At 63.4% G+C, this 19,272-nt stretch carries 18 protein-coding genes, 1 tRNA gene and 2 pseudogenes; 12 read left to right on the top strand and 9 right to left on the bottom strand.

Translation table 11 applies throughout. From position 1 onward, the window contains the following. Nucleotides 1-95 precede the first annotated feature (95 nt). A complete protein-coding gene (locus QIY50_01195) occupies nt 96-1,520 on the top strand; it encodes a diguanylate cyclase (protein WGV23132.1) in 1,425 nt (474 codons plus the stop codon). A gap of 1 nt (nt 1,521) precedes the next feature. On the opposite strand, the pseudogene QIY50_01200 reads toward QIY50_01195, so the two are convergent. Further along, nucleotides 1,522-2,284, bottom strand: a pseudogene (locus QIY50_01200) (TSUP family transporter). A 98-nt stretch (nt 2,285-2,382) separates the two neighbouring features. Here QIY50_01200 and QIY50_01205 point away from each other — a divergent pair. Continuing rightward, nucleotides 2,383-3,300: a LysR substrate-binding domain-containing protein gene (locus QIY50_01205; GenBank protein WGV20956.1), complete on the top strand. Its 918-nt coding sequence runs from the start codon at nt 2,383-2,385 to the stop codon at nt 3,298-3,300. Nucleotides 3,301-3,515: 215 nt separating this feature from the next. On the opposite strand, the gene QIY50_01210 is transcribed toward QIY50_01205, so the two are convergent. Next, on the bottom strand, nt 3,516-3,785 hold the full coding sequence (locus QIY50_01210) for a hypothetical protein (protein WGV20957.1): 270 nt from the start codon (nt 3,783-3,785) through the stop codon (nt 3,516-3,518). Between the two features lie 149 nt (nt 3,786-3,934). Here QIY50_01210 and QIY50_01215 point away from each other — a divergent pair, with 149 nt between their 5' ends. Together QIY50_01215 and QIY50_01220 are read left to right on the top strand one after the other, a co-directional pair. Continuing rightward, nucleotides 3,935-4,513, top strand: coding sequence for a cysteine hydrolase family protein (locus QIY50_01215; protein ID WGV20958.1), 579 nt, complete (start codon nt 3,935-3,937; stop codon nt 4,511-4,513). A gap of 321 nt (nt 4,514-4,834) precedes the next feature. Further along, the gene (locus QIY50_01220) at nt 4,835-5,020 is read left to right on the top strand and encodes a hypothetical protein (GenBank protein ID WGV20959.1); all 186 of its coding nucleotides are present in this window, start codon (nt 4,835-4,837) and stop codon (nt 5,018-5,020) included. A gap of 125 nt (nt 5,021-5,145) precedes the next feature. Here QIY50_01220 and QIY50_01225 read toward each other — a convergent pair. Further along, a tRNA-Ser gene (locus QIY50_01225) sits at nt 5,146-5,233 on the bottom strand. A gap of 134 nt (nt 5,234-5,367) precedes the next feature. Here QIY50_01225 and QIY50_01230 point away from each other — a divergent pair. The 8 genes from QIY50_01230 to QIY50_01265 all read left to right on the top strand — a co-directional run bounded on the left by QIY50_01230 (nt 5,368) and on the right by QIY50_01265 (nt 11,352). After that, a complete protein-coding gene (locus QIY50_01230) occupies nt 5,368-6,039 on the top strand; it encodes a Bax inhibitor-1/YccA family protein (GenBank protein ID WGV20960.1) in 672 nt (223 codons plus the stop codon). Nucleotides 6,040-6,353: 314 nt separating this feature from the next. Next, nucleotides 6,354-7,733 carry a uracil-xanthine permease family protein gene (locus QIY50_01235; GenBank protein WGV20961.1) on the top strand — a complete coding sequence of 460 codons (1,380 nt, stop codon included), beginning with the start codon at nt 6,354-6,356 and terminating at the stop codon, nt 7,731-7,733. A 184-nt stretch (nt 7,734-7,917) separates the two neighbouring features. Continuing rightward, entirely contained in the window at nt 7,918-8,310 is a 393-nt protein-coding gene (gene tusD / locus QIY50_01240) for a sulfurtransferase complex subunit TusD (GenBank protein ID WGV20962.1), read from the top strand. Nucleotide 8,311: 1 nt separating this feature from the next. Further along, the gene (tusC, locus tag QIY50_01245; protein ID WGV20963.1) at nt 8,312-8,671 is read left to right on the top strand and encodes a sulfurtransferase complex subunit TusC; all 360 of its coding nucleotides are present in this window, start codon (nt 8,312-8,314) and stop codon (nt 8,669-8,671) included. After that, on the top strand, nt 8,671-8,967 hold the full coding sequence (gene tusB, locus QIY50_01250) for a sulfurtransferase complex subunit TusB (GenBank protein ID WGV20964.1): 297 nt from the start codon (nt 8,671-8,673) through the stop codon (nt 8,965-8,967). Before tusC ends, tusB begins: the two co-directional genes overlap by 1 nt. Then, complete coding sequence (locus tag QIY50_01255; GenBank protein ID WGV20965.1) at nt 8,964-9,299, top strand: TusE/DsrC/DsvC family sulfur relay protein; 336 nt, start codon at nt 8,964-8,966, stop codon at nt 9,297-9,299. The genes tusB and QIY50_01255 overlap by 4 nt, the downstream gene beginning before the upstream one ends. Beyond that, a complete protein-coding gene (locus QIY50_01260) occupies nt 9,296-10,288 on the top strand; it encodes a glycosyl transferase family protein (protein WGV20966.1) in 993 nt (330 codons plus the stop codon). Before QIY50_01255 ends, QIY50_01260 begins: the two co-directional genes overlap by 4 nt. Before the next feature lie 104 nt (nt 10,289-10,392). Further along, entirely contained in the window at nt 10,393-11,352 is a 960-nt protein-coding gene (locus QIY50_01265) for a glutathione S-transferase family protein (GenBank protein ID WGV20967.1), read from the top strand. Between the two features lie 127 nt (nt 11,353-11,479). Here QIY50_01265 and cysG read toward each other — a convergent pair whose 3' ends face one another. From cysG to QIY50_01295, 6 genes and pseudogenes are all read right to left on the bottom strand, one after another. Continuing rightward, nucleotides 11,480-12,871: a siroheme synthase CysG gene (gene cysG / locus QIY50_01270; GenBank protein WGV20968.1), complete on the bottom strand. Its 1,392-nt coding sequence runs from the start codon at nt 12,869-12,871 to the stop codon at nt 11,480-11,482. Next, nucleotides 12,872-14,152, bottom strand: a complete 1,281-nt coding sequence (serS, locus tag QIY50_01275; GenBank protein ID WGV20969.1) for a serine--tRNA ligase — start codon at nt 14,150-14,152, stop codon at nt 12,872-12,874. Between the two features lie 30 nt (nt 14,153-14,182). Beyond that, nucleotides 14,183-14,557 carry a fluoride efflux transporter CrcB gene (gene crcB / locus QIY50_01280; protein ID WGV20970.1) on the bottom strand — a complete coding sequence of 125 codons (375 nt, stop codon included), beginning with the start codon at nt 14,555-14,557 and terminating at the stop codon, nt 14,183-14,185. After that, on the bottom strand, nt 14,554-15,879 hold the full coding sequence (locus QIY50_01285) for a replication-associated recombination protein A (GenBank protein ID WGV20971.1): 1,326 nt from the start codon (nt 15,877-15,879) through the stop codon (nt 14,554-14,556). Before QIY50_01285 ends, crcB begins: the two co-directional genes overlap by 4 nt. 12 nt (nt 15,880-15,891) lie before the next feature. Further along, nucleotides 15,892-16,512 carry an outer membrane lipoprotein chaperone LolA gene (lolA, locus tag QIY50_01290; GenBank protein WGV23133.1) on the bottom strand — a complete coding sequence of 207 codons (621 nt, stop codon included), beginning with the start codon at nt 16,510-16,512 and terminating at the stop codon, nt 15,892-15,894. Nucleotides 16,513-16,589: 77 nt separating this feature from the next. Continuing rightward, nucleotides 16,590-19,083, bottom strand: a pseudogene (locus QIY50_01295) (DNA translocase FtsK 4TM domain-containing protein). Nucleotides 19,084-19,272 lie beyond the last annotated feature (189 nt).

Below are 19,272 nucleotides of genomic sequence, written 5' to 3' on the forward strand. Positions count from 1 at the left end.
ATCGCGGCAGATTGACATCAAGTCCTCTGACGAACCAAACTTGTGTGCAAATGCCCCAGGTGCTTCAAGCCGTTGTCCTGGATTTCGTTTCCGCTTTGCCGGTCGAGCCCATGGTTTTTCCAGCCCAATCGCGCGTGCTGCACTACGTCGTTCTGCTCGGCCTGACCTTTGCCCTCACCCTGGGCGGCATCCTGGCCCGCCCGATCGAATCCCTGTCGCTGTTCTGGCCGGTCAATGCGGTACTGGCCGGCGTGCTGCTGCGTTGCCCTCGGCAGGCCACGCTGACGGGCTTTGCCCTGGTGTGGCTGGCCATGGTCGGTGCCGACCTGCTGTGTGGCAGCGCCTGGGTACCCGCCCTGTGGTTCAACCTGTGCAACCTGGGTGTGGTGACCACCCTCTGGCTGCTGCTCTCGCGCTTGCCGCGCCTGCACCGGCGCATGCGTACCCCCCACGGCGTGCTCAGCGTCTTTGGCGCCTCTGCCGCCGCAGCGATAGTGGCGGCCAGCATGGCGGCGGTAGTGGCCGCGCCGTGGTTCGAACAGTCGTTGCGCGCCACTTGGCTAGCCTGGTTCAGCGAACAATTCTCCACCAGCGTGCTAGTGCTGCCAGTGCTGCTGACGGCGCCTTCGGCACGGGCACTGGTACGCGGTGGCGCCCAGGCCATCCGCTTGGCGCCGTTACTGGTGCTGCTGGCTTCGCTGGCGTTCAGCATAGCCTTTGGCGGCCCCGGGGCCATTGCCTTCCCGATTGCCGCGCTGCTGTGGTGCGCCTGGAACTACTCCCCGTTCCTGGTCTCGCTGCTGACACTCACCGCTGGCAGCACGCTGATCGTGGCGGTAGCGCAAAACCTCATGCATTTCAGCGTGCCGCAAAGCGAGCCCGGGGTGACCACGCTGATGTCGGCGCGCCTGGGCATCGCCATGCTGGTGCTCGGGCCGCTGGTGGTGGCCTGCGTCAGCCAGGCCAACCGCAGCCTGATGGCCCGCCTGGCGCATCAGGCCACCATCGACCACCTCACCGGCGCGCTCACCCGTAGTGCCTTCACCCGCCGCGCCAATGCGTTGCTGGAAAGCCGCCAGCAACACGCCCAGGCGTTGCCGCTTACCCTGATGATGCTGGACATCGACCACTTCAAGTCGATCAATGATGCCCATGGCCATGCGATCGGTGACCAGGTGCTGCGCCAGTTCGCCGGCGCCCTGCAGGACCAGTTGCACGATGGCGAACTGTTCGCTCGCCTGGGCGGCGAGGAGTTCGTCGTGGTCCTCCCTGGCCTGGCGCCAGATCGGGCCAAGTTCACTGCCGAACGCCTGCGCCGAGCCGTGCAGGAACTGCACGTGGTACAGGCCGAGCAGCCCCTGCAGATTACCGTCAGTATCGGCCTGGCCGGTTGCGCCGCCGACATGCCGGCCCCTACCCTCGACGAACTGCTGGCACGCGCCGACCAGGCCCTGTACCGGGCCAAGGCCCATGGCCGCAACCGCGTAGAGCAGGCCGAACCGCAACACCAGGTGATATGAACTAGCCGGCCAGCAAGTCCCAGGTCAACTTGGCGATCAGTACGCACAACAGTATCAGGAACAGCCCGCGCACAAAGCCCGCGCCCTTGCGCACCGCCAGCCAGGTACCGGTCAGCGCGCCGAGGATGTTGCACACCGCCATGGGCAAGGCGATGGCGTACAGCACGTTGCCCGATGGCACGAAGAACACCAGCGCCGCCAGGTTGGTGGCGATGTTCACCACCTTGGCCGACGCCGAGGCGTGCAGGAAGTCCAGGGCAAAGAAGCGAATGAACAGGAAGATCAGGAAGCTACCGGTACCCGGCCCGAACAGGCCATCGTAAAAGCCGATCGCACCACCGATCAGCACCGCCAGGCACTGCTCCTTGCGGCCGATCCTTGCGGGTTTGTGCAGCGTGCCGAAGTCCTTTTTGCAGAAAGTGTAGATGGCCATCAGCACGATCAGCACGAGCACCGCCGGGCGCATCACGCTGGGCGGCACCAGCGACACCGTGGCGGCACCGGCAAACGACATGGCAAAGGCACTGAGCGCCGCCGGCACGATCAACCCCCAGTCCAGCGTCACCCTGCGGATGAACGAACGCGCCGCGAAGGCCGTGCCGCAGACCGACGCCAGCTTGTTGGCTGCCGAGCAATGCCGCCGGCTGTGCGGTGGGCAGCACGTTGAACAAGGCTGGTATCTGGATCAGCCCGCCGCCACCCACGGCGGCGTCGATCAGCCCAGCGGCGAAGGCGAACACGGAGAGCACAGCGATATCCATCATGACGCGGTTCCAGGCAGTGAAGACGCCTGCAAGGCTAATCAAAGCGCCGCGCTTGTGTTGAAATGCCATATTGCGAAAACTGCAACGAGGAGCAGGCAATGGCGTTGGACATGCTGCGAGAAATCCAGGCGTTCGTCAGCGTGGCGCACAAGCGCAGCTTCGTTGCCGCCGCCCGCGCGCTGGGGCGCTCGCCCAGCGCCGTCACCCGTGCGGTACAAACCCTGGAAGACAATGCCGGGAGCAAACTGCTCAACCGCAACGCCAACGCCGTGACCCTTACCGAAGCTGGCGAGCGCCTGCTGCCCCACGCCGAACGCTTGCTGGATGTGCAACGTGATGCCGCCGACGAACTGGCCGCGCTCAGCGGCAGTGCGCAAGGCTGGATCCGCTTCGCCGTGCCGCAGGTGCTGGGTGAACATGTACTGCCCTTGGTGCTTGCCGAGTTTTCCCGATGCCACCCCCAGGTAACCCTGGACGTGCAGTACAGCGACGGCGCCCTGGACCCGCTGCAAGGCAAATTCGATTTCGTCGTGCGCGGTGCCTTCCCGCAGTCCAGCGAGCTGATCGGCTACCCACTATGGGATTACCGGCGCCACCTGTATGCAAGCCCTGCATACCTGGCCCAGGCCGGCACGCCACAACAACCCGAAGACCTCGAAGGCCATGCACTGATCCTGCACACCGCCCCGCGCATCCTCAAGGCCTGGCATTTTTGCCGTGACGGCCAGATCACCAGCCTGCGCCCGAGGCCCAGGTTGCGCCTGGACTCAGGCGACGCGGTGTACCACAGCACCCTGGCCGGTGCCGGCATTGCCCGCCTGGCCGCCTGGGTTGGCGAAGCGCAGGTCAAGGCCGGGCGGCTGGTGCGGGTATGCCCGCAATACCGACTGACCTCCAGCAACGGCCAGGACCCGCAAATGCATGCGGTGTACCCCGCCGGCGAACTGCCGGCACGGGTGCGCGACCTGCTGGCGGCCCTGCGCCGCGCCGGCATGGCCTACTGCAACCCACCCTGAAACGGCTGTTCAAATTCTGCTCAATTTAACAGAGCCCGCCGCGGGCCTGGCTTCCAGCACTTTATCCACAGACCTACCCACGTTTTTTGTGGACAGATTTCCCAGTGCAAAGAATGACTTATCGTACAAATCGGTAGGGTGAATCGGCCAACAACGGAGAGAGTCGGGCCCGCCCGAAGGACAGGCAGGCCGCGGGGGAACAACCGTGATGAACATCAGCTTGGCGGAATGGTGCCAAGAATACCAATCAGAATGGTCAACAGCAGAAAACCACCCAGGAACAGCGCGAGCTTGCCCATCGGAACCTCTACAAGTTTGATGCGGGAATGGGCATATTGTCGGGCCTGGGCTGATACGGTTACAGATTCAGGTTTGTGGAAAAAAAGCGGATCAGATGCGAAGCGCCGATGCTTTGTGGGAGCGGGCGTGCCCGCGAACACCGGCGCAGCCGGTGCCAGGCACCGCGTTGGATTCTTCGCGGGCACGCCCGCTCCCACACGGTACACGGACCGCTTGCGCACTGAGTTCTCTGCGCCACAGCGCAACTGCCCTTTACACGAGACAGCAATTTCTGCACTTATCCACGCTGTGCTAGGTTCGAGTGCTTGAAACGGCCAAGGAGTGCCATCCCGCCATGACTGCTTTCGCGACCAACGCTGCCTTGTTGCTGATCGACCTTCAGGTTGGCATTCATCACCCGCGCCTGGGCCGGCGCAACAACCCTGAGGCCGAACTGCGTATAGGCGATCTGCTGGCTGCGTGGCGTCAGTCAGGACGCCCGGTGGTCCATGTGCGCCACCTGTCCCGCTCGGTGGACTCGGTGTTCTGGCCGGGCCAGTCCGGTTGCGAATTCCAGCCCGCGTTCACCCCGCTGGCCAGCGAAACCGTGTTCGACAAGCAGGTGCCCGATGCCTTCGCCAACTCCGGCCTGGAGCGCTGGCTGCATGCACGCGGCATCAACCAACTGGTGATCGCCGGGGTTATTACCAACAATTCCGTGGAATGCAGCGCACGCTCGGCGGGCAATCTCGGTTTCGATGTGGTGGTGGTGGAAGATGCCTGCTTCACCTTTGACCAGCACGACCTGCAAGGCCGGCTTTGGCCTGCGGAGGATGTACATGCGCTGTCGTTGAGCAACCTGGCCCTGGATTACGCGCGCATCCTGCGCACCGAGCAGGTACTGGCCGGCGTCGCGCTTCAGGTCAGCCGCTGAAGCTTCTGCGCAGGCGCCGAATGCTTCAGCAAGGGGCGGTAATTGCTACATAAGATTTCCAAAAGCACGACAGGCCCTGGACTGAGCCGCGTCGAAGGCGTGCATTGCCGAAAACCGCTGATTCCCCGCTACCACGCGGTGTTTAGCCGGGTTTGAAAGACACGACTTGTAACGCAGCTTGTAGGATCTTTTACCGCGCAATGTAGGAAGAATCGATGTAGCGGGCTTTGCCTGTATGAAACATCAGTTTCTCCAGCAAATTCGAGCTGCTACGGTCCAGTTTTCCTACAACGGCACGGAAGCCCACAGCATGAGAAAAGCATGGACCCGTTCAATGTCTCGGCCCTGAAGCTGCAGAAAAATTTGCTTAACCTGCGCCTTGAGCGCGATCGCCTGAGAAGGGAGGGCAAGGACAAGGAAGCCGACGAACTCGCGGCACCGATCGAGCGGATAGAGGCGGCCATTCGGCAATTACCGGATGACATGAAGCCAGTGACTCTGCAATAGAACCTGTGGGAGCGGGCATGCCCGCGAAGAATGCAACGCGGTCCCGCGAAGCTGCGAAAAAGCGGCGGTTTCCAACTTCCAGAAATGCAAAAGCCCCGAATAATCGGGGCTTTTGCTGAAGATAATGGCGGAAGCGTAGAGATTCGAACTCTAGGATAGTTGCCCATCGACGGTTTTCAAGACCGTTGCCTTAAACCACTCGGCCACGCTTCCAGCTCGTTTTGCGGCCGCCATCATACCGTAATGAAACAAGCTGTCAAACTCTCTGTGTCGCGGGTTGTGGGAGCTCTGATAGACTCCTAGCATCTGAACGTTTCAAAACCACAGGTTTACCAAGGAGTGTCGCCATGCGCGAACAGGATTACGCCGTACACCACGGCCAGCAGGTCGAGCAGCAGGAGATCAGCAAGGTCCTGCGCAACACGTACAGCCTGCTGGCACTTACCCTTGCCTTCAGCGGTGTCATGGCCTTCGTGGCCCAGCAGATGCGCGTCGGCTACCCGAACGTGTTCGTGGTGCTGATCGGCTTCTACGGGCTGTTCTTCCTTACCAACAAACTGCGTGATTCGGCCTGGGGCCTGGTCTCCACCTTCGCCCTTACCGGCTTCATGGGCTTCATCCTCGGCCCTATCCTCAACCGTTACCTGGGCATGGCCGGTGGCGCCGAGGTGGTCAGCTCGGCGTTTGCCATGACTGCGCTGGTGTTCGGTGGTCTGTCGGCCTATGTGCTGATCACCCGCAAGGACATGAGCTTCCTCAGCGGCTTCATCACTGCAGGCTTCTTTGTCCTGCTGGGTGCTGTCGTGGCCAGCTTCTTCTTCCAGATCAGCGGCCTGCAACTGGCGATCAGCGCTGGCTTCGTGCTGTTCTCGTCGGTCTGCATCCTGTTCCAGACCAGCGCGATCATTCATGGTGGCGAGCGTAACTACATCATGGCGACCATCAGCCTGTATGTGTCGATCTACAACCTGTTTGTCAGCCTGCTGCAACTGTTTGGCATCATGGGTCGTGATGACTGATTGATTGCTGCAAGAGAAAGCCCGCTTCGGCGGGCTTTTTTGTGGGCGATCAACTCATCGATTCAGCCGGTGTCTTGTGGGAGCGGGCGAGCCCGCGAACACCGGCGGAGCCGGTGCCATGCACCGCGTAGCATTCTTCGCGGGCATGCCCGCTCCCACAGGTTCGGCTTCTGGGCAATATCACTCAGTAATTGACTATAAAGTCAGATAAACAGGCGAATGCCCTTCGATCATGTTGCCATCGTGCATTGGTCTACCCCAATCCGCCATCAGCCCGTAGAATGCGCTCCTTTTTTCTTCCGGGGCAGCTTTCAATGAGCTCACACGAACACAGCCCAGGCGCGGCGGCGCCTGCCAATGAACTGGTGCTGGGTCTGGAGGACAAGCCACGGCTATTGATCGGCCTGCTGGCTGCCCTGCAGCACCTGCTGGCGATCATCGTACCGATCGTCACCCCTGGCCTGCTGATTTGCCAGGCGCTGGGTGTTTCCGCACGTGATACCAACCTGATCGTTTCCATGTCGCTGGTCATCTCGGGTATCGCCACCTTCGTGCAGTGCAAACGCTTCGGGCCGTTCGGTGCCGGGCTGCTGATCGTTCAGGGCACCAGCTTCAACTTCGTCGGCCCGCTGATTGCCGGCGGGGCGCTGATGGTCAAACAGGGTACGCCGGTTGAAGGCGTGATGGCGGCCATCTTTGGTGTGGTAATCGCCGGCTCGTTCGTAGAGATGGGCGTGTCGCGCATCCTGCCCTTCGTCAAACGCCTGATTACCCCGCTGGTAACCGGCATCGTGGTGCTGATGATCGGCCTGACCCTGATCAAGGTCGGCCTGATCAGCATGGGTGGTGGCTTCGGCGCCATGGCTAATGGCACCTTCGCCAATGGCGAAAACCTGCTGCTGTCGGGCGTGGTGCTGGCGATCATCGTCATCCTCAACCGCATCCCGGTGGTGTGGATGCGCAGCTGCGCCATCGTTATCGCCCTGGCAGTCGGCTATGCGCTGGCCGGCTATCTGGGCCGCCTGGACTTCACCGGCATGCACGAAGCCGCGCTGTTCCAGGTGCCAACGCCGCTGCACTTCGGCCTGGGCTTCTCCTGGGCGCTGTTCATTCCGATGCTGGTCATCTACCTGGTGACTTCGCTGGAAGCCATCGGTGACGTTACCGCAACCAGCAAGGTGTCGCGCCAGCCGGTCGAAGGGCCGGTCTGGATGCAACGCATCAAGGGCGGTGTGCTGGTCAACGGAGCCAACTCGCTGCTGGCCGGCTTGTTCAACACCTTCCCGAGCTCGATCTTTGCGCAGAACAACGGCGTTATTCAGCTGACCGGGATCGCCAGCCGCCATATCGGCATGTGGATTGCCCTGATGCTGGTGCTGCTGGGCCTGTTCCCGAGCGTTGCCGGGGTGATCCAGGCAGTGCCGGAACCCGTGCTGGGTGGTGCGGCCATGGTCATGTTCGGGGCGGTTGCGGCGTCAGGGATCAATATACTGGCCAGCACGCGGCTGGACCGTCGCGCCCTGCTGATTATCGCTGTGTCCCTGGCCTTGGGCCTGGGTGTGGCGCAGGTGCCGGAGTTCCTGGCGCACATGCCGGCTGCGATTCGCAATGTGCTGGAGTCGGGCGTGGCTACCGGAGGTATCTGTGCCCTGGTGTTGAACTGGTTCTTGCCGGAGAGCAAGGAACAGGCTTGAGCCTAGAGTCCTTCTGTCAGGGCCATGGGGCTGCTTTGCAGCCCGTCGCGACACAAGGCCGCTCCTACACGAGGCCCCGTAGACCTGAAGATTGGTGCAAGACAGAAAGCCCGCCCCGCCATGCACAAGCGGGCGCGGGCTTTTTTGCTTTATCATGGCACCATTCCTTTTGCATGAGTTACCCATGAAATTCGCTATCGCGGTGTTCTCCCCGGCCCATGCGCCCTCCTCGCGGCGCGCCTTGCGCTACGCCGAGGCGGTGCTGGCTGGCGGGCATGAGATTGCCCGGCTGTTCTTCTATCAGGACGGGGTACACAGTGCCTCGGCCAACGTGGTCGCCCCCCAGGATGAGCTGGATGTGGCCGGCCAATGGCTTACTTTTATCGAGACCAACCAGCTGGACGCAGTGGTGTGCATCGCCGCCGCCCTGCGCCGTGGCGTGCTCGACGAGGCCGAAGCCAATCGCTACCAGCGCCCGGCCGTGAACCTGCCCAAACCTTGGGAGTTGTCGGGGCTTGGCCAACTGCATGAGGCGGCGCAGGTTGCCGATCGCCTTGTCTGCTTTGGAGGCGACTGAAATGGCCAAATCCTTGTTGATCATCAGCCGTCAGGCACCCTGGAACGGCCCCTCGGCCCGCGAGGCACTGGACATCGCCCTGGCCGGCGGCGCGTTCGATTTGCCGCTGGGCATGCTGTTCCTCGATGACGGCGTGTTCCAGCTCGCTGCGGACCAGCAGCCCACCGCCGTGCAACAGAAGAACCTGGCCGCCAACCTGCAAGCGCTGCCAATGTTCGGCGTCGAGGACCTGTTCGCCTGCAGCCACAGCCTCGCACTGCGCGGCATGGCAGCCGGCACCCTGGCGCTGCCGGTGCAAGTGCTGGACGACGCGGCCCTGGCCGCACTGATCGCCCGTTTCGACCAGGTGGTAACGCTTTGATGACGACCCTGCATGTAATTGCCCACTCCCCGTTTGGCGACGAGCGCCTGGCCAGCTGCCTGCGCCTGCTCGGTACCGACGACGCCCTGCTGCTGTGCGGCGATGCGGTGTATGCCCTGCGCAGCGGCAGCGAGCCACACCGCCAGTTGCAAGCCGCCGGCCTGGCCCAGCGCCTGTTTGCCCTGGAAGAAGACGTGCAGGCCCGCGCGGTCGGCAACGAACTGGCCAAGGCCGTGGACTATGCCGGGTTCGTCGAGCTGTCGCTGCATTACCACAAGGTCAACAGTTGGCTATGAATACCCTCAACGTTGGCGATCAGGCGATTGCCCTGGACAAGGACGGCTTCCTGGTCGACCTGCAAGACTGGTCGCATGCCGCTGCCGAGGCCTTGGCCGCACGCGAGGGTATCGCGCTGACGGCGGACCACTGGGAAATCCTCGAACTGCTGCGCCAGTTCTACCAGGAATACCAGCTGTCCCCGGCCACGCGCCCGCTGATCAAGTACACGGCCCTCAAACTGGGCCCGGACAAGGGCAACAGCCCGCACCTGAACCGCCTGTTCAACGGCACTCCCGCCAAACTGGCCGCCAAACTGGCGGGCCTGCCCAAGCCGACCAACTGCATATGACAGAACCTCGCCCGCTTACCCTGGTAACCCCCGCCGAACACCCGTTTGCCGAATTCGTGCGCATTCTTGGCAAAGGCAAGCGCGGCGCGCGCGGCCTGACCCGGGAAGAAGCCCGTGTGGCCATGACCCTGCTGCTGGAAGGCAAGGTCGAAGATGCCCAGCTCGGCGCCTTCCTGATGCTGCTGCGGCACAAGGAAGAAAGCGCCGAAGAGCTGGCCGGGTTCACCGAGGCCCTGCGCACGCATTTGCAGGCGCCGAGCATCGCCGTGGACCTGGACTGGCCCACTTACGCCGGCAAGAAGCGCCACCTGCCCTGGTACCTGCTGGCGGCCAAGTGCCTGGCCAACAATGGCGTGCGCATCCTGATGCACGGTGGCGGTGCACACACTGCCGGGCGCCTGTACACCGAGCAGCTTCTGTCCTTGCTGGAAATTCCGCTGTGCCGTGACTGGGCTGCCGTCAGCCACGGCCTGGACCAGCAGCGCCTGGCCTTCTTCCCGCTGCAGGACTGGGCGCCGCAGTTGCAGCGCATGATCGACCTGCGCAACACCCTGGGCCTGCGTTCGCCCATCCATTCGCTGGCCCGGGTGCTCAACCCGCTGGCTGCGCGTTGTGGCCTGCAGAGCATCTTCCACCCCGGTTACCAGGCAGTGCACCGCGAAGCCAGCCGGCTGCTGGGCGACCATGCCGTGGTGATCAAGGGCGATGGCGGCGAGATCGAGGTCAACCCCGATGTCATCAGCCACTTGTACGGCACCACTGCCGGCGAAGCCTGGGATGAGGAATGGCCAGCACTGAGCGAACGCCGCCACGTGAAGCCGCCAAGCTTGCAGCCCGAGCAATTGCTGGCGGTCTGGCGCGGCGAGGCCGAGGACAGCTACGGTGAAATGGCCGTGGTCGCGACCATGGCCTTGGCCTTGCGCGGCTTGGGCAGCGACCGTGAGCAGGCGTTCGCTACAGCGCGTGGTTACTGGAGTGCACGGAACTAATCGAATTAATAGATAATTATGGCGCGGTCTTTGCGCTATTTATTCGAACGATTTCCCCTAGACTGGGCTCCAACGACAAACAACTTTGTTCCGAGGAGCTCACCATGGGCCTTTTGATCGACGGCCGCTGGCATGACCAGTGGTATGAAAACGGCAAGGACGGCACCTTCAAGCGCGAAAATGCCCAACGCCGCAATCAGCTGCCCGCTCCCGAAGCCGGCCGTTACCACCTGTACGTCTCGCTGGCCTGCCCATGGGCACACCGCACCCTGATCTTCCGCGCGCTCAAGGGCCTGGAGCCATTGATCGACGTGTCGGTGGTCAGCTGGCTGATGCAGGACCATGGCTGGACGTTCGACCGGCAGCAAGGCTCCAGCGGCGACCACCTCGACGCACTGCAGTACCTGCACCAGCGCTACACCCAGGATGACCCGCACTACACTGGCCGCGTGACGGTACCAGTGCTGTGGGACAAAAAGGAAAAGCGCATCGTCAACAACGAGTCAGCGGAGATCATCCGCATCTTTAACAGTGCGTTCAACGAGCTGACCGGCAATACGCTGGACCTGTACCCCGAGCCGCTGCGCCCGGCCATCGAGGCACTAAACGGACGCATTTACCCAGCGGTGAACAACGGCGTGTACCGCGCGGGCTTTGCCACCACGCAGGAAGCCTACGAGGCGGCGTTCGACGATGTGTTCAACGAACTGGCTTATCTGGAAGACCTGCTCAGCCGCAACCGCTACCTGGCCGGCGAGTACCTGACCGAGGCCGATGTGCGCCTGTTCACCACCCTGGTGCGCTTCGACGCGGTGTACCACGGGCACTTCAAGTGCAACCTGCGGCGCCTGAGCGATTATCACAACCTGTCGAACTGGCTGCGCGAGCTGTATCAGTGGCCGGGGGTGGCGGGCACAGTGGACATGGAGCATATCCAGAAGCACTACTACATGAGCCACAAGACCATCAACCCGAACGGGATCGTGCCCAAGGGGCCGCTGCAGGACTTCAACCTGCCGCATGATCGGGAGCGGTTGGCGGGCAAGGGGATCTGGCAGGCTTGAATTTGTCGGGGCTGCTTTGCAGCCCATCGCAGGCAAGCCAGCTCCCACAGGTATCTCCGAAGCCTTGTGCAGTACCTGTGGGAGCTGGCTTGCCTGCGATGGGCCGCAAAGCGGCCCTTTAGCGGTTTCAGCTGTTCTGCGAGCCTTCGAACCAGGCCAGCTTGTCACGCAACTGCACCACTTCCCCGACAATCACCAAGGTCGGTGCATGCACTTCATGCTGGGCCACCAGCTCCGGCAAGTCGGCCAAGGTGCCAGTGAACACCCTCTGATTACGCGTAGTCCCCTGCTGCACCAGCGCCGCCGGGGTACTGGCCGCACGGCCATGGCGAATCAGCTCGGCACAGATGGTCGGCAAACCCACCAAGCCCATGTAGAACACCAAGGTCTGCGCCGGCGCCACCAGGTCATGCCAAGGCAGGTTGCTGGTGCCGTCCTTCAAGTGCCCGGTCACGAAACGCACCGACTGGGCATAGTCGCGGTGAGTCAGCGGAATCCCGCCATAGGCGGAACACCCGCTGGCCGCGGTAATGCCCGGCACCACCTGAAACGGGATGCCCTGTTCGGCCAGCTCTTCGATCTCTTCGCCACCCCGGCCAAAGATGAATGGGTCGCCGCCTTTCAGGCGCAGTACACGCTTGCCCTGCCGGGCCAGATCGACCAGCAGGCGGTTGATCTGATCCTGAGGCACTGCATGGTCGGCACGACGCTTGCCCACGTAGATTCGCTCGGCATCGCGCCGGCACATCTCGATGATCGCCGGAGCCACCAAGCGGTCGTACAGCACCACGTCGGCCTGCTGCATCAGGCGCAAGGCACGGAAGGTCAACAAGTCCGGATCGCCCGGGCCAGCACCCACCAGGTACACCTCACCGCCCTGCTGCATTGGTGCACCGTCAACCATCGCCTGCAACAGGCGCTCGGCCTCGGCGCCCTGCCCGGCCAGCTGGCGCTCGGCAATCGGCCCCTGGAACACGGTTTCCCAGAAGCCACGGCGCTGGTTGACGTCCGGGTACAAGGCCTTGACCTTTTCGCGGAAGCGCGCGGCCAGGCCGGCCAGTTCGCCGTAGGCGGACGGGATCCAGGCTTCCAGCTTGGCGCGAATCAAACGCGCCAGCACCGGGGCATCGCCGCCACTGGACACCGCCACCACCAACGGTGAACGGTCGACGATCGCCGGGAAGATCACCGTGCACAGGGCCGGCGCATCCACCACATTGACCGGCAGGCTCAGCGCCTGCGCATCCGCCGACACCTCGGCGTTGAGCCCTGGGTCGTCGGTGGCCGCGATCACCAGCCGGCAACCGACCAGGTCGGCTGCCTGATAGCCGCGCACCAGCACCTCGCCGCCACCTTCCCGGGCCAGTGCGGCCAACTGGCCGTCGACATCCGGGGCCACCACGCGCAGCGCGGCGCCGGCATCGGCCAGCAGGCGCGCCTTGCGCAAGGCGATCTCACCGCCGCCGACGACCAGCACGCGGCCGCCCTGCAGCTTGTGGAACAGCGGCAGGTAATCCATTTAGCGGATAACCTCGACGCCGCCCATGTACGGCTTCAGCACTTCCGGTACACGGATCGAACCGTCGGCCTGCTGGTAGTTTTCCAGCACGGCAACCAGGGTACGGCCTACAGCCAGGCCGGAGCCGTTGAGGGTGTGCACCAGCTCTGGCTTGCCGGTTTCCGGGTTGCGCCAGCGGGCCTGCATGCGGCGCGCCTGGAAGTCGCCGCAGTTGGAGCACGAGCTGATTTCGCGGTACTTGTCCTGGCTGGGTACCCATACTTCCAGGTCGTAGGTCTTCACCGCACCAAAGCCCATGTCGCCGGTGCACAGGGCCAGCACGCGGTACGGCAGCTCCAGCAGCTGCAGCACGCGTTCGGCGTTGGCAGTCAGGCCTTCCAGGGCTTCCATCGACTTGGACGGCTCGACCACCTGCACCATCTCGACCTTGTCGAACTGGTGCTGGCGGATCATGCCGCGGGTGTCACGGCCGGAAGCGCCGGCTTCGCTGCGGAAGCACGGGGTGTGGGCAACCAGCTTCAGTGGCAGCTGTTTGGCGTCGAGGATTTCACCGGCTACCAGGTTGGTCAGCGACACTTCGGCGGTCGGAATCAGGTAGAAGTCGGCTTCGCCTTCACGGCTGATCTTGAACAGGTCTTCCTCGAATTTTGGCAGCTGGCCAGTGCCTTGCAGGGCCGGAGCCTGGACCAGGTACGGGGTGTAGTGTTCCTCGTAGCCGTGCTCGCCGGTGTGCAAGTTGATCATGAACTGCGCCAGGGCACGATGCAGGCGGGCGATCGGGCCACGCAGCACGGCAAAGCGCGCGCCAGAAAGCTTGGCGGCGGCTTCGAAGTCCAGGCCACCGCTGACTTCGCCAAGGGCGACGTGGTCCTTGATTTCGAAGTCGAAGGCCTTCGGTGTGCCCCAACGGCGCACTTCGACGTTGTCGTCTTCGCTGGCACCGACCGGTACGCTGGCGTCCGGCAGGTTGGGAATGGTCAGCAGGATGCCGTCCAGTTCAGCCTGGATGCCGTCCAGTTCGGCCTTGCCGGCAGCCAGTTCGTTGGCCATGCGCTCGACGTCGGCCATCAGCGGCGCGATGTCTTCGCCCTTGGCCTTGGCCTGGCCGATGGACTTGGAACGGGCGTTACGCTCGGCCTGCAGCTGCTCGGTGCGGGTCTGCACCGCCTTGCGGCGCTCTTCCAGTGATTCGATGCGCGCGACATCCAGGCTGAAGCCACGGGAGGCCAGGCGATCCGCCACTTCCTGAAGTTGGCCGCGTAACAGTTTGGAATCGAGCATATCGTTCTCTCGTTATGTGTAGGTGTTGGTTCAGAATCGGGTCAGGCACAGGCCGGCCCAGGTCGCGAGCAGCCCGCCCACCACGCTGATACCGGTATAGCCCAAAGCCAGAGGCACTTGCCCGCTTTCCAGCAGGCGTACGGTATCCAGCGAAAAGGAGGAAAAGGTCGTCAGGCCGCCGAGGAAGCCGACGATCAGCCCGGCACGCAGCTCGACCGGCACGACCGGCTTGTGCAGGAACAGGCCATAGAGCAGGCCGATCAGCAGGCAGCCAACCAGGTTGACCGCCAGCGTACCGAGATAGAAGTGCCGTGGCCAGTGGGCAGCCACCCAATTGGTGGTAGCAAAGCGCAACAAGGTACCGGCAATACCACCCGCGCTGACGGCGGCAATCAGTGCAATCACGGTTTTCTCCGCTGGCGGGGGCTGTTGCGGTCAAGGTCGGCCAGGTGGCGCAGCTTCTCACCAATCTTCAGCTCCAGGCCTCGCGGCACCGGCTGGTAGTACTGACGCGGCTCGAGTTCGTCGGGAAAGTAGTCTTCGCCGGCGGCATAGGCGTCTGGCTCGTCGTGGGCATAGCGATACTCATCGCCATAGCCCAGCTGCTTCATCAGCTTGGTCGGGGCGTTGCGCAGGTGCAGCGGCACTTCCAGCGAGCCGTGCTCGGCAGCCTCGCGCAGGGCGGTCTTGAAGCCCATGTACACCGCGTTGCTCTTCGGTGCACAGGCGAGGTAGGTGATGGCCTGGGCCACCGCCAGCTCGCCCTCGGGGCTGCCAAGGCGCTCTTGCACATCCCAGGCCGCCAGGCACAGGCTGAGTGCGCGCGGGTCGGCGTTGCCGATGTCTTCGCTGGCCATGCGTACCACGCGGCGGGCGATGTACAGCGGGTCGCAGCCGCCGTCGAGCATGCGCGCGAACCAGTACAGGGCACCATCGGGGTTGGACCCGCGCACCGATTTGTGCAGCGCGGAAATCTGGTCATAGAACGCCTCGCCGCCCTTGTCGAAGCGGCGACGGCTGTCACCGAGCAGACTCTGCAGCATCTCGACGTCGATCTCGCTGCCGTCTTCGGCCAGGTCCGAGGCATTCTCGAGGAAGTTGAGCATGCGCCGGCCATCGCCATCGGCGGCGGCCATCAGCATTTTGAAAGCGTCGTCGCCAACCCGCAGGTTGCGCTTGCCCAGGCCGCGCTCTTCAGTCAGCGCGCGGTTGACCAGCTTGCGCAATGCCGCCTCGTCCAGGCTCTTGAGCACATACACCCGCGCCCGCGACAGCAGTGCGTTGTTCAGCTCGAACGACGGGTTTTCGGTGGTGGCGCCAATGAACAGCAGGGTGCCGTCTTCCACATAAGGCAGGAAGGCATCCTGCTGCGACTTGTTGAAGCGATGCACTTCGTCGACGAACAGGATAGTACGGCGGCCGTACTGGCCAGCCTGCTGCTTGGCCACCTCGACCGCCTGGCGAATTTCCTTCACCCCGGCCAGCACCGCCGACACCGTTTCGAAGTGCGCGTCGCAGAACTGCGCCAGCAGCCGCGCAAGTGTGGTCTTGCCCACACCCGGCGGCCCCCAGAAGATCATCGAATGCAGCGCACCCTGCTCCAGCGCCTCGCGCAGCGGTTTGCCGCGCGCCAGCAGGTGCTCCTGGCCAACGTACTCGTCCAGGTTGGACGGACGCAGGCGAGCCGCCAGGGGCTGGGCGACGGGTTCGCTTCGAAACAGGTCCATGGCGAGCTCTGGTTACTCCTTGATGACGTCCGCGCCCTTGGGGATGTCGAACTTGAACTTGCTGTCCGGCACCGCCTGGTTGGCCTTCACGCCATTGAACAGGATGTTGGTGCGCTGGCCGACGCTGTCGATCAGCTGCATGTCATTGATCAGGCCTTTGCGGAACGACACGCGCAGCGAGTCGAACAGGGTGTCCTTGGTTTTCGGCTTGAGGGTGAAGTCCATCACTTCGCCCTGCTCCTTCGAGCTGATGTCGAAGCTCTGGCTGATCTTCGACACGTCACCGGACAGCAGCAGCGCCGGGGTCTGGTTCAGGCGCTGGTCGAGCTTCTTGATGGTCGCCTGCTCCAGGTCCGGATCCCACAGGGTGACGTTGGTGCGGTCGGATACCACTACCTGCTCCTGCGGCGCATCGGTGTGCCAGTAGAACAGGCCCGGACGCTTTACGGTCATCTTGCCGGAGGTTTCCTGCAGGCTGGTGCCGCCGGCGTCCAAGGTCAGCTGGGAGAAGTTGGCCTCGATGGTCTGCGACTTTTCCAGCAACTGGGTCAGGCGTTGTACATCTTGCTCACCGGCATAAGCCGAAACGGTGGCCGACACAGAAGCCGCGGCCAGGGCAGAAACCAACAGCATGCGAATCGCGCGCATGGGAGTCCTCATCGAGCATTGAAAAGGCCGGGCGCCACCGTTGGCGCCCGGCAGGGTGTTCATCAGTCGCGCGGGCCGCCCGGGGCAATCACTTCCCGCGAGCCGTTGCTGTTCAATGGGAGTGACCACGCCGGCCATTTCCATGGCTTCGATCATGCGGGCGGCGCGGTTGTAGCCGATCTTCAGTTTGCGCTGCACGGCCGAGATGGACGCACGGCGGCTTTCCAGCACGAACTGCACGGCCTCATCATACAGGGCGTCGCTTTCCGAATCTTCGCCATCGCCACCACCACCCCCGCCTTCGAAGCCGCTGCCGGCCTCTTCGACGCCGTTGAGAATGTCGTCGTTGTAGTCCGGGGCGCCACGCAGCTTCCACGCTTCCACCACGCGGTGCACTTCGTCGTCGGAGACGAACGCGCCGTGCACGCGAATCGGCAGGCTGGTGCCCGGCGGCATGTACAGCATGTCGCCGTGACCCAGCAGCTGTTCGGCACCACCCTGGTCGATGATGGTCCGCGAGTCGATCTTGCTCGACACCTGGAACGCCATGCGGGTCGGGATGTTGGCCTTGATCAGGCCGGTAATCACATCCACCGACGGGCGCTGTGTGGCGAGGATCAGGTGGATACCGGCCGCACGGGCCTTCTGGGCGATACGGGCGATGAGCTCTTCGACCTTCTTGCCGACGATCATCATCATGTCGGCGAATTCGTCGACCACCACAACAATGGTCGGCAGGGTTTTCAGCGCCGGCGGTTCGTCGTCCATGCTCTCGCGGCGGTACAGCGGGTCATGGATGATTTCGCCGGCTTCCTGGGCGTCCTTGATCTTGCGGTTGAAGCCGGCCAGGTTACGCACGCCCATGGCCGCCATCAGCTTGTAGCGCCGCTCCATCTCGGCCACGCTCCAGCGCAGGGCGTTGGCGGCGTCCTTCATGTCGGTGACCACCGGGCACAGCAGGTGCGGGATGCCTTCGTAGATCGACAGTTCGAGCATTTTCGGGTCGATCATGATCAAGCGCGCGTCTTCCGGGCTGGACTTGAACAGGATCGACAGGATCATCGCGTTCACGCCCACCGACTTACCGGAACCCGTGGTACCGGCCACCAGCAGGTGCGGCATTTTGGCCAGGTCGGTGATCACCGGCTTGCCGCCGATGTCGTGGCCCAGGGCCAGGGTGACCGGCGACTTCTGCTCGTCGTACTGCGGCGTGGCCAGCACTTCGGAAAAGCGCACCATCTGCCGGTTTTCGTTGGGGATCTCGATACCCACGGTGGTCTTGCCGGGGATGACCTCGACCACACGCACGCTGGTCACGGCCAGCGAACGCGCCAGGTCCTTGGCCAGGTTGGCGATACGGCTGACCTTGACACCGGCTGCCGGCTGGATTTCGTAACGGGTAATGACAGGGCCCGGGTGGATCGAGTCCACCGCCACTTCCACGCCGAACTCCTTGAGCTTGATTTCCAGCAGCTGGCCGACACCGGCCAGGGATTCGGGCGAGTACTCGATCTTCTTCTGTTCGGCCGGGTCGAGAATGGAGATCGACGGCAAGGTGCCTTCCACCGCGCTGTCAACGAACAGCGGCGCCTGCTTCTCTTTCATCACTCGCTTGCTCGGCTCCGGCGCCCTGGCAGGTGCCGGCGGCACGATCATCGGGGCCGCGGCGGGTTGTTCGCGGGAGATTACCGGCTCACGCGGGGCCAGCGACTCGCGCGGTACCACAGGCTCACGCGACAGGGTGGGCTCACGCGGCTCGACCGGCTGGGCAGGTGCTTCTTCACGCTTGAAGATACGCTCGCGCAGCGCCGGTTTGGCCGGCTCGCGCTTGTCGGCAGCCATCGGCGCAGCCTTGACCACCACCGGTTCATCCTCGCGCAGCTGCGCCTCCAGGCGTTTGCGCTCGTTGCGTGCCTCCCACCAACGATTGGCGGCGCCCTGCACCAGTTCGAACAGGTCGAGGGTGATTTTACCGGTCAGGTCCATAACCTTGAACCACGACAGGTCGGTGAACACGGTCAGGCCGAACAGGAACAGGGCAATGAACATCAACGTGCTGCCCTGCACATTCAGCAGGTTGCGCGCCAGGTCGCCGAGGCTCTCGCCCAGTGCACCACCGGCGGAGAACGGCATGCTCGCAGGCGGATGGAAATGGATATGCGCCAGCGCCGCACCAGACAGCACCAGGAACACCAGGCCGATCAGCCGCCAGGAGAACAGCCAGCCGCTCCAGTCCCAGGGCTGGTGGCGTTCGCGGAAAATCTGCCAGGTCTTTATCGCCAGCAGCAGCGGGAAGATGTAGGCGAAGTAACCCAGCACCATGAACAGGATGTCGGCGAAGTAGGCACCGGCACGCCCGGCGGCATTCTGCACCTGGTCGACGTTGCTGGTGTGGCTGAAGCCCGGGTCCGACGTGTCGTAGGTAAGCAGCGCCATCCACAGGTACAGGCACAGGGCGCCGACAGCGATCAACGCACCTTCCTTGAGGCGATAATGCAGCTGCTGCCGCCACAGGGGGACGGGCAAGGGAGCTGGAGTTGCGGTGGATTTCTTCAAAACGCGTCTATTCCTGCGCGTGCTGCGCGTCCAATAGTGATCGGCCGACGGTGCGGCCAATGAACCACTACTTTTAACATTACTGCCCGCCCACTGCCATGACGGCGCGCCGTAAGGCGCTTGAGTGGGGGCGACTTTCGTATAGCTGCAATTTGAGCATGCATTGCCTTCTGTGACAAAGGCTTATGC

This window comes from Pseudomonas putida, assembly GCA_029953615.1.
In the GTDB taxonomy this organism is placed as follows: Bacteria; Pseudomonadota; Gammaproteobacteria; order Pseudomonadales; family Pseudomonadaceae; genus Aquipseudomonas.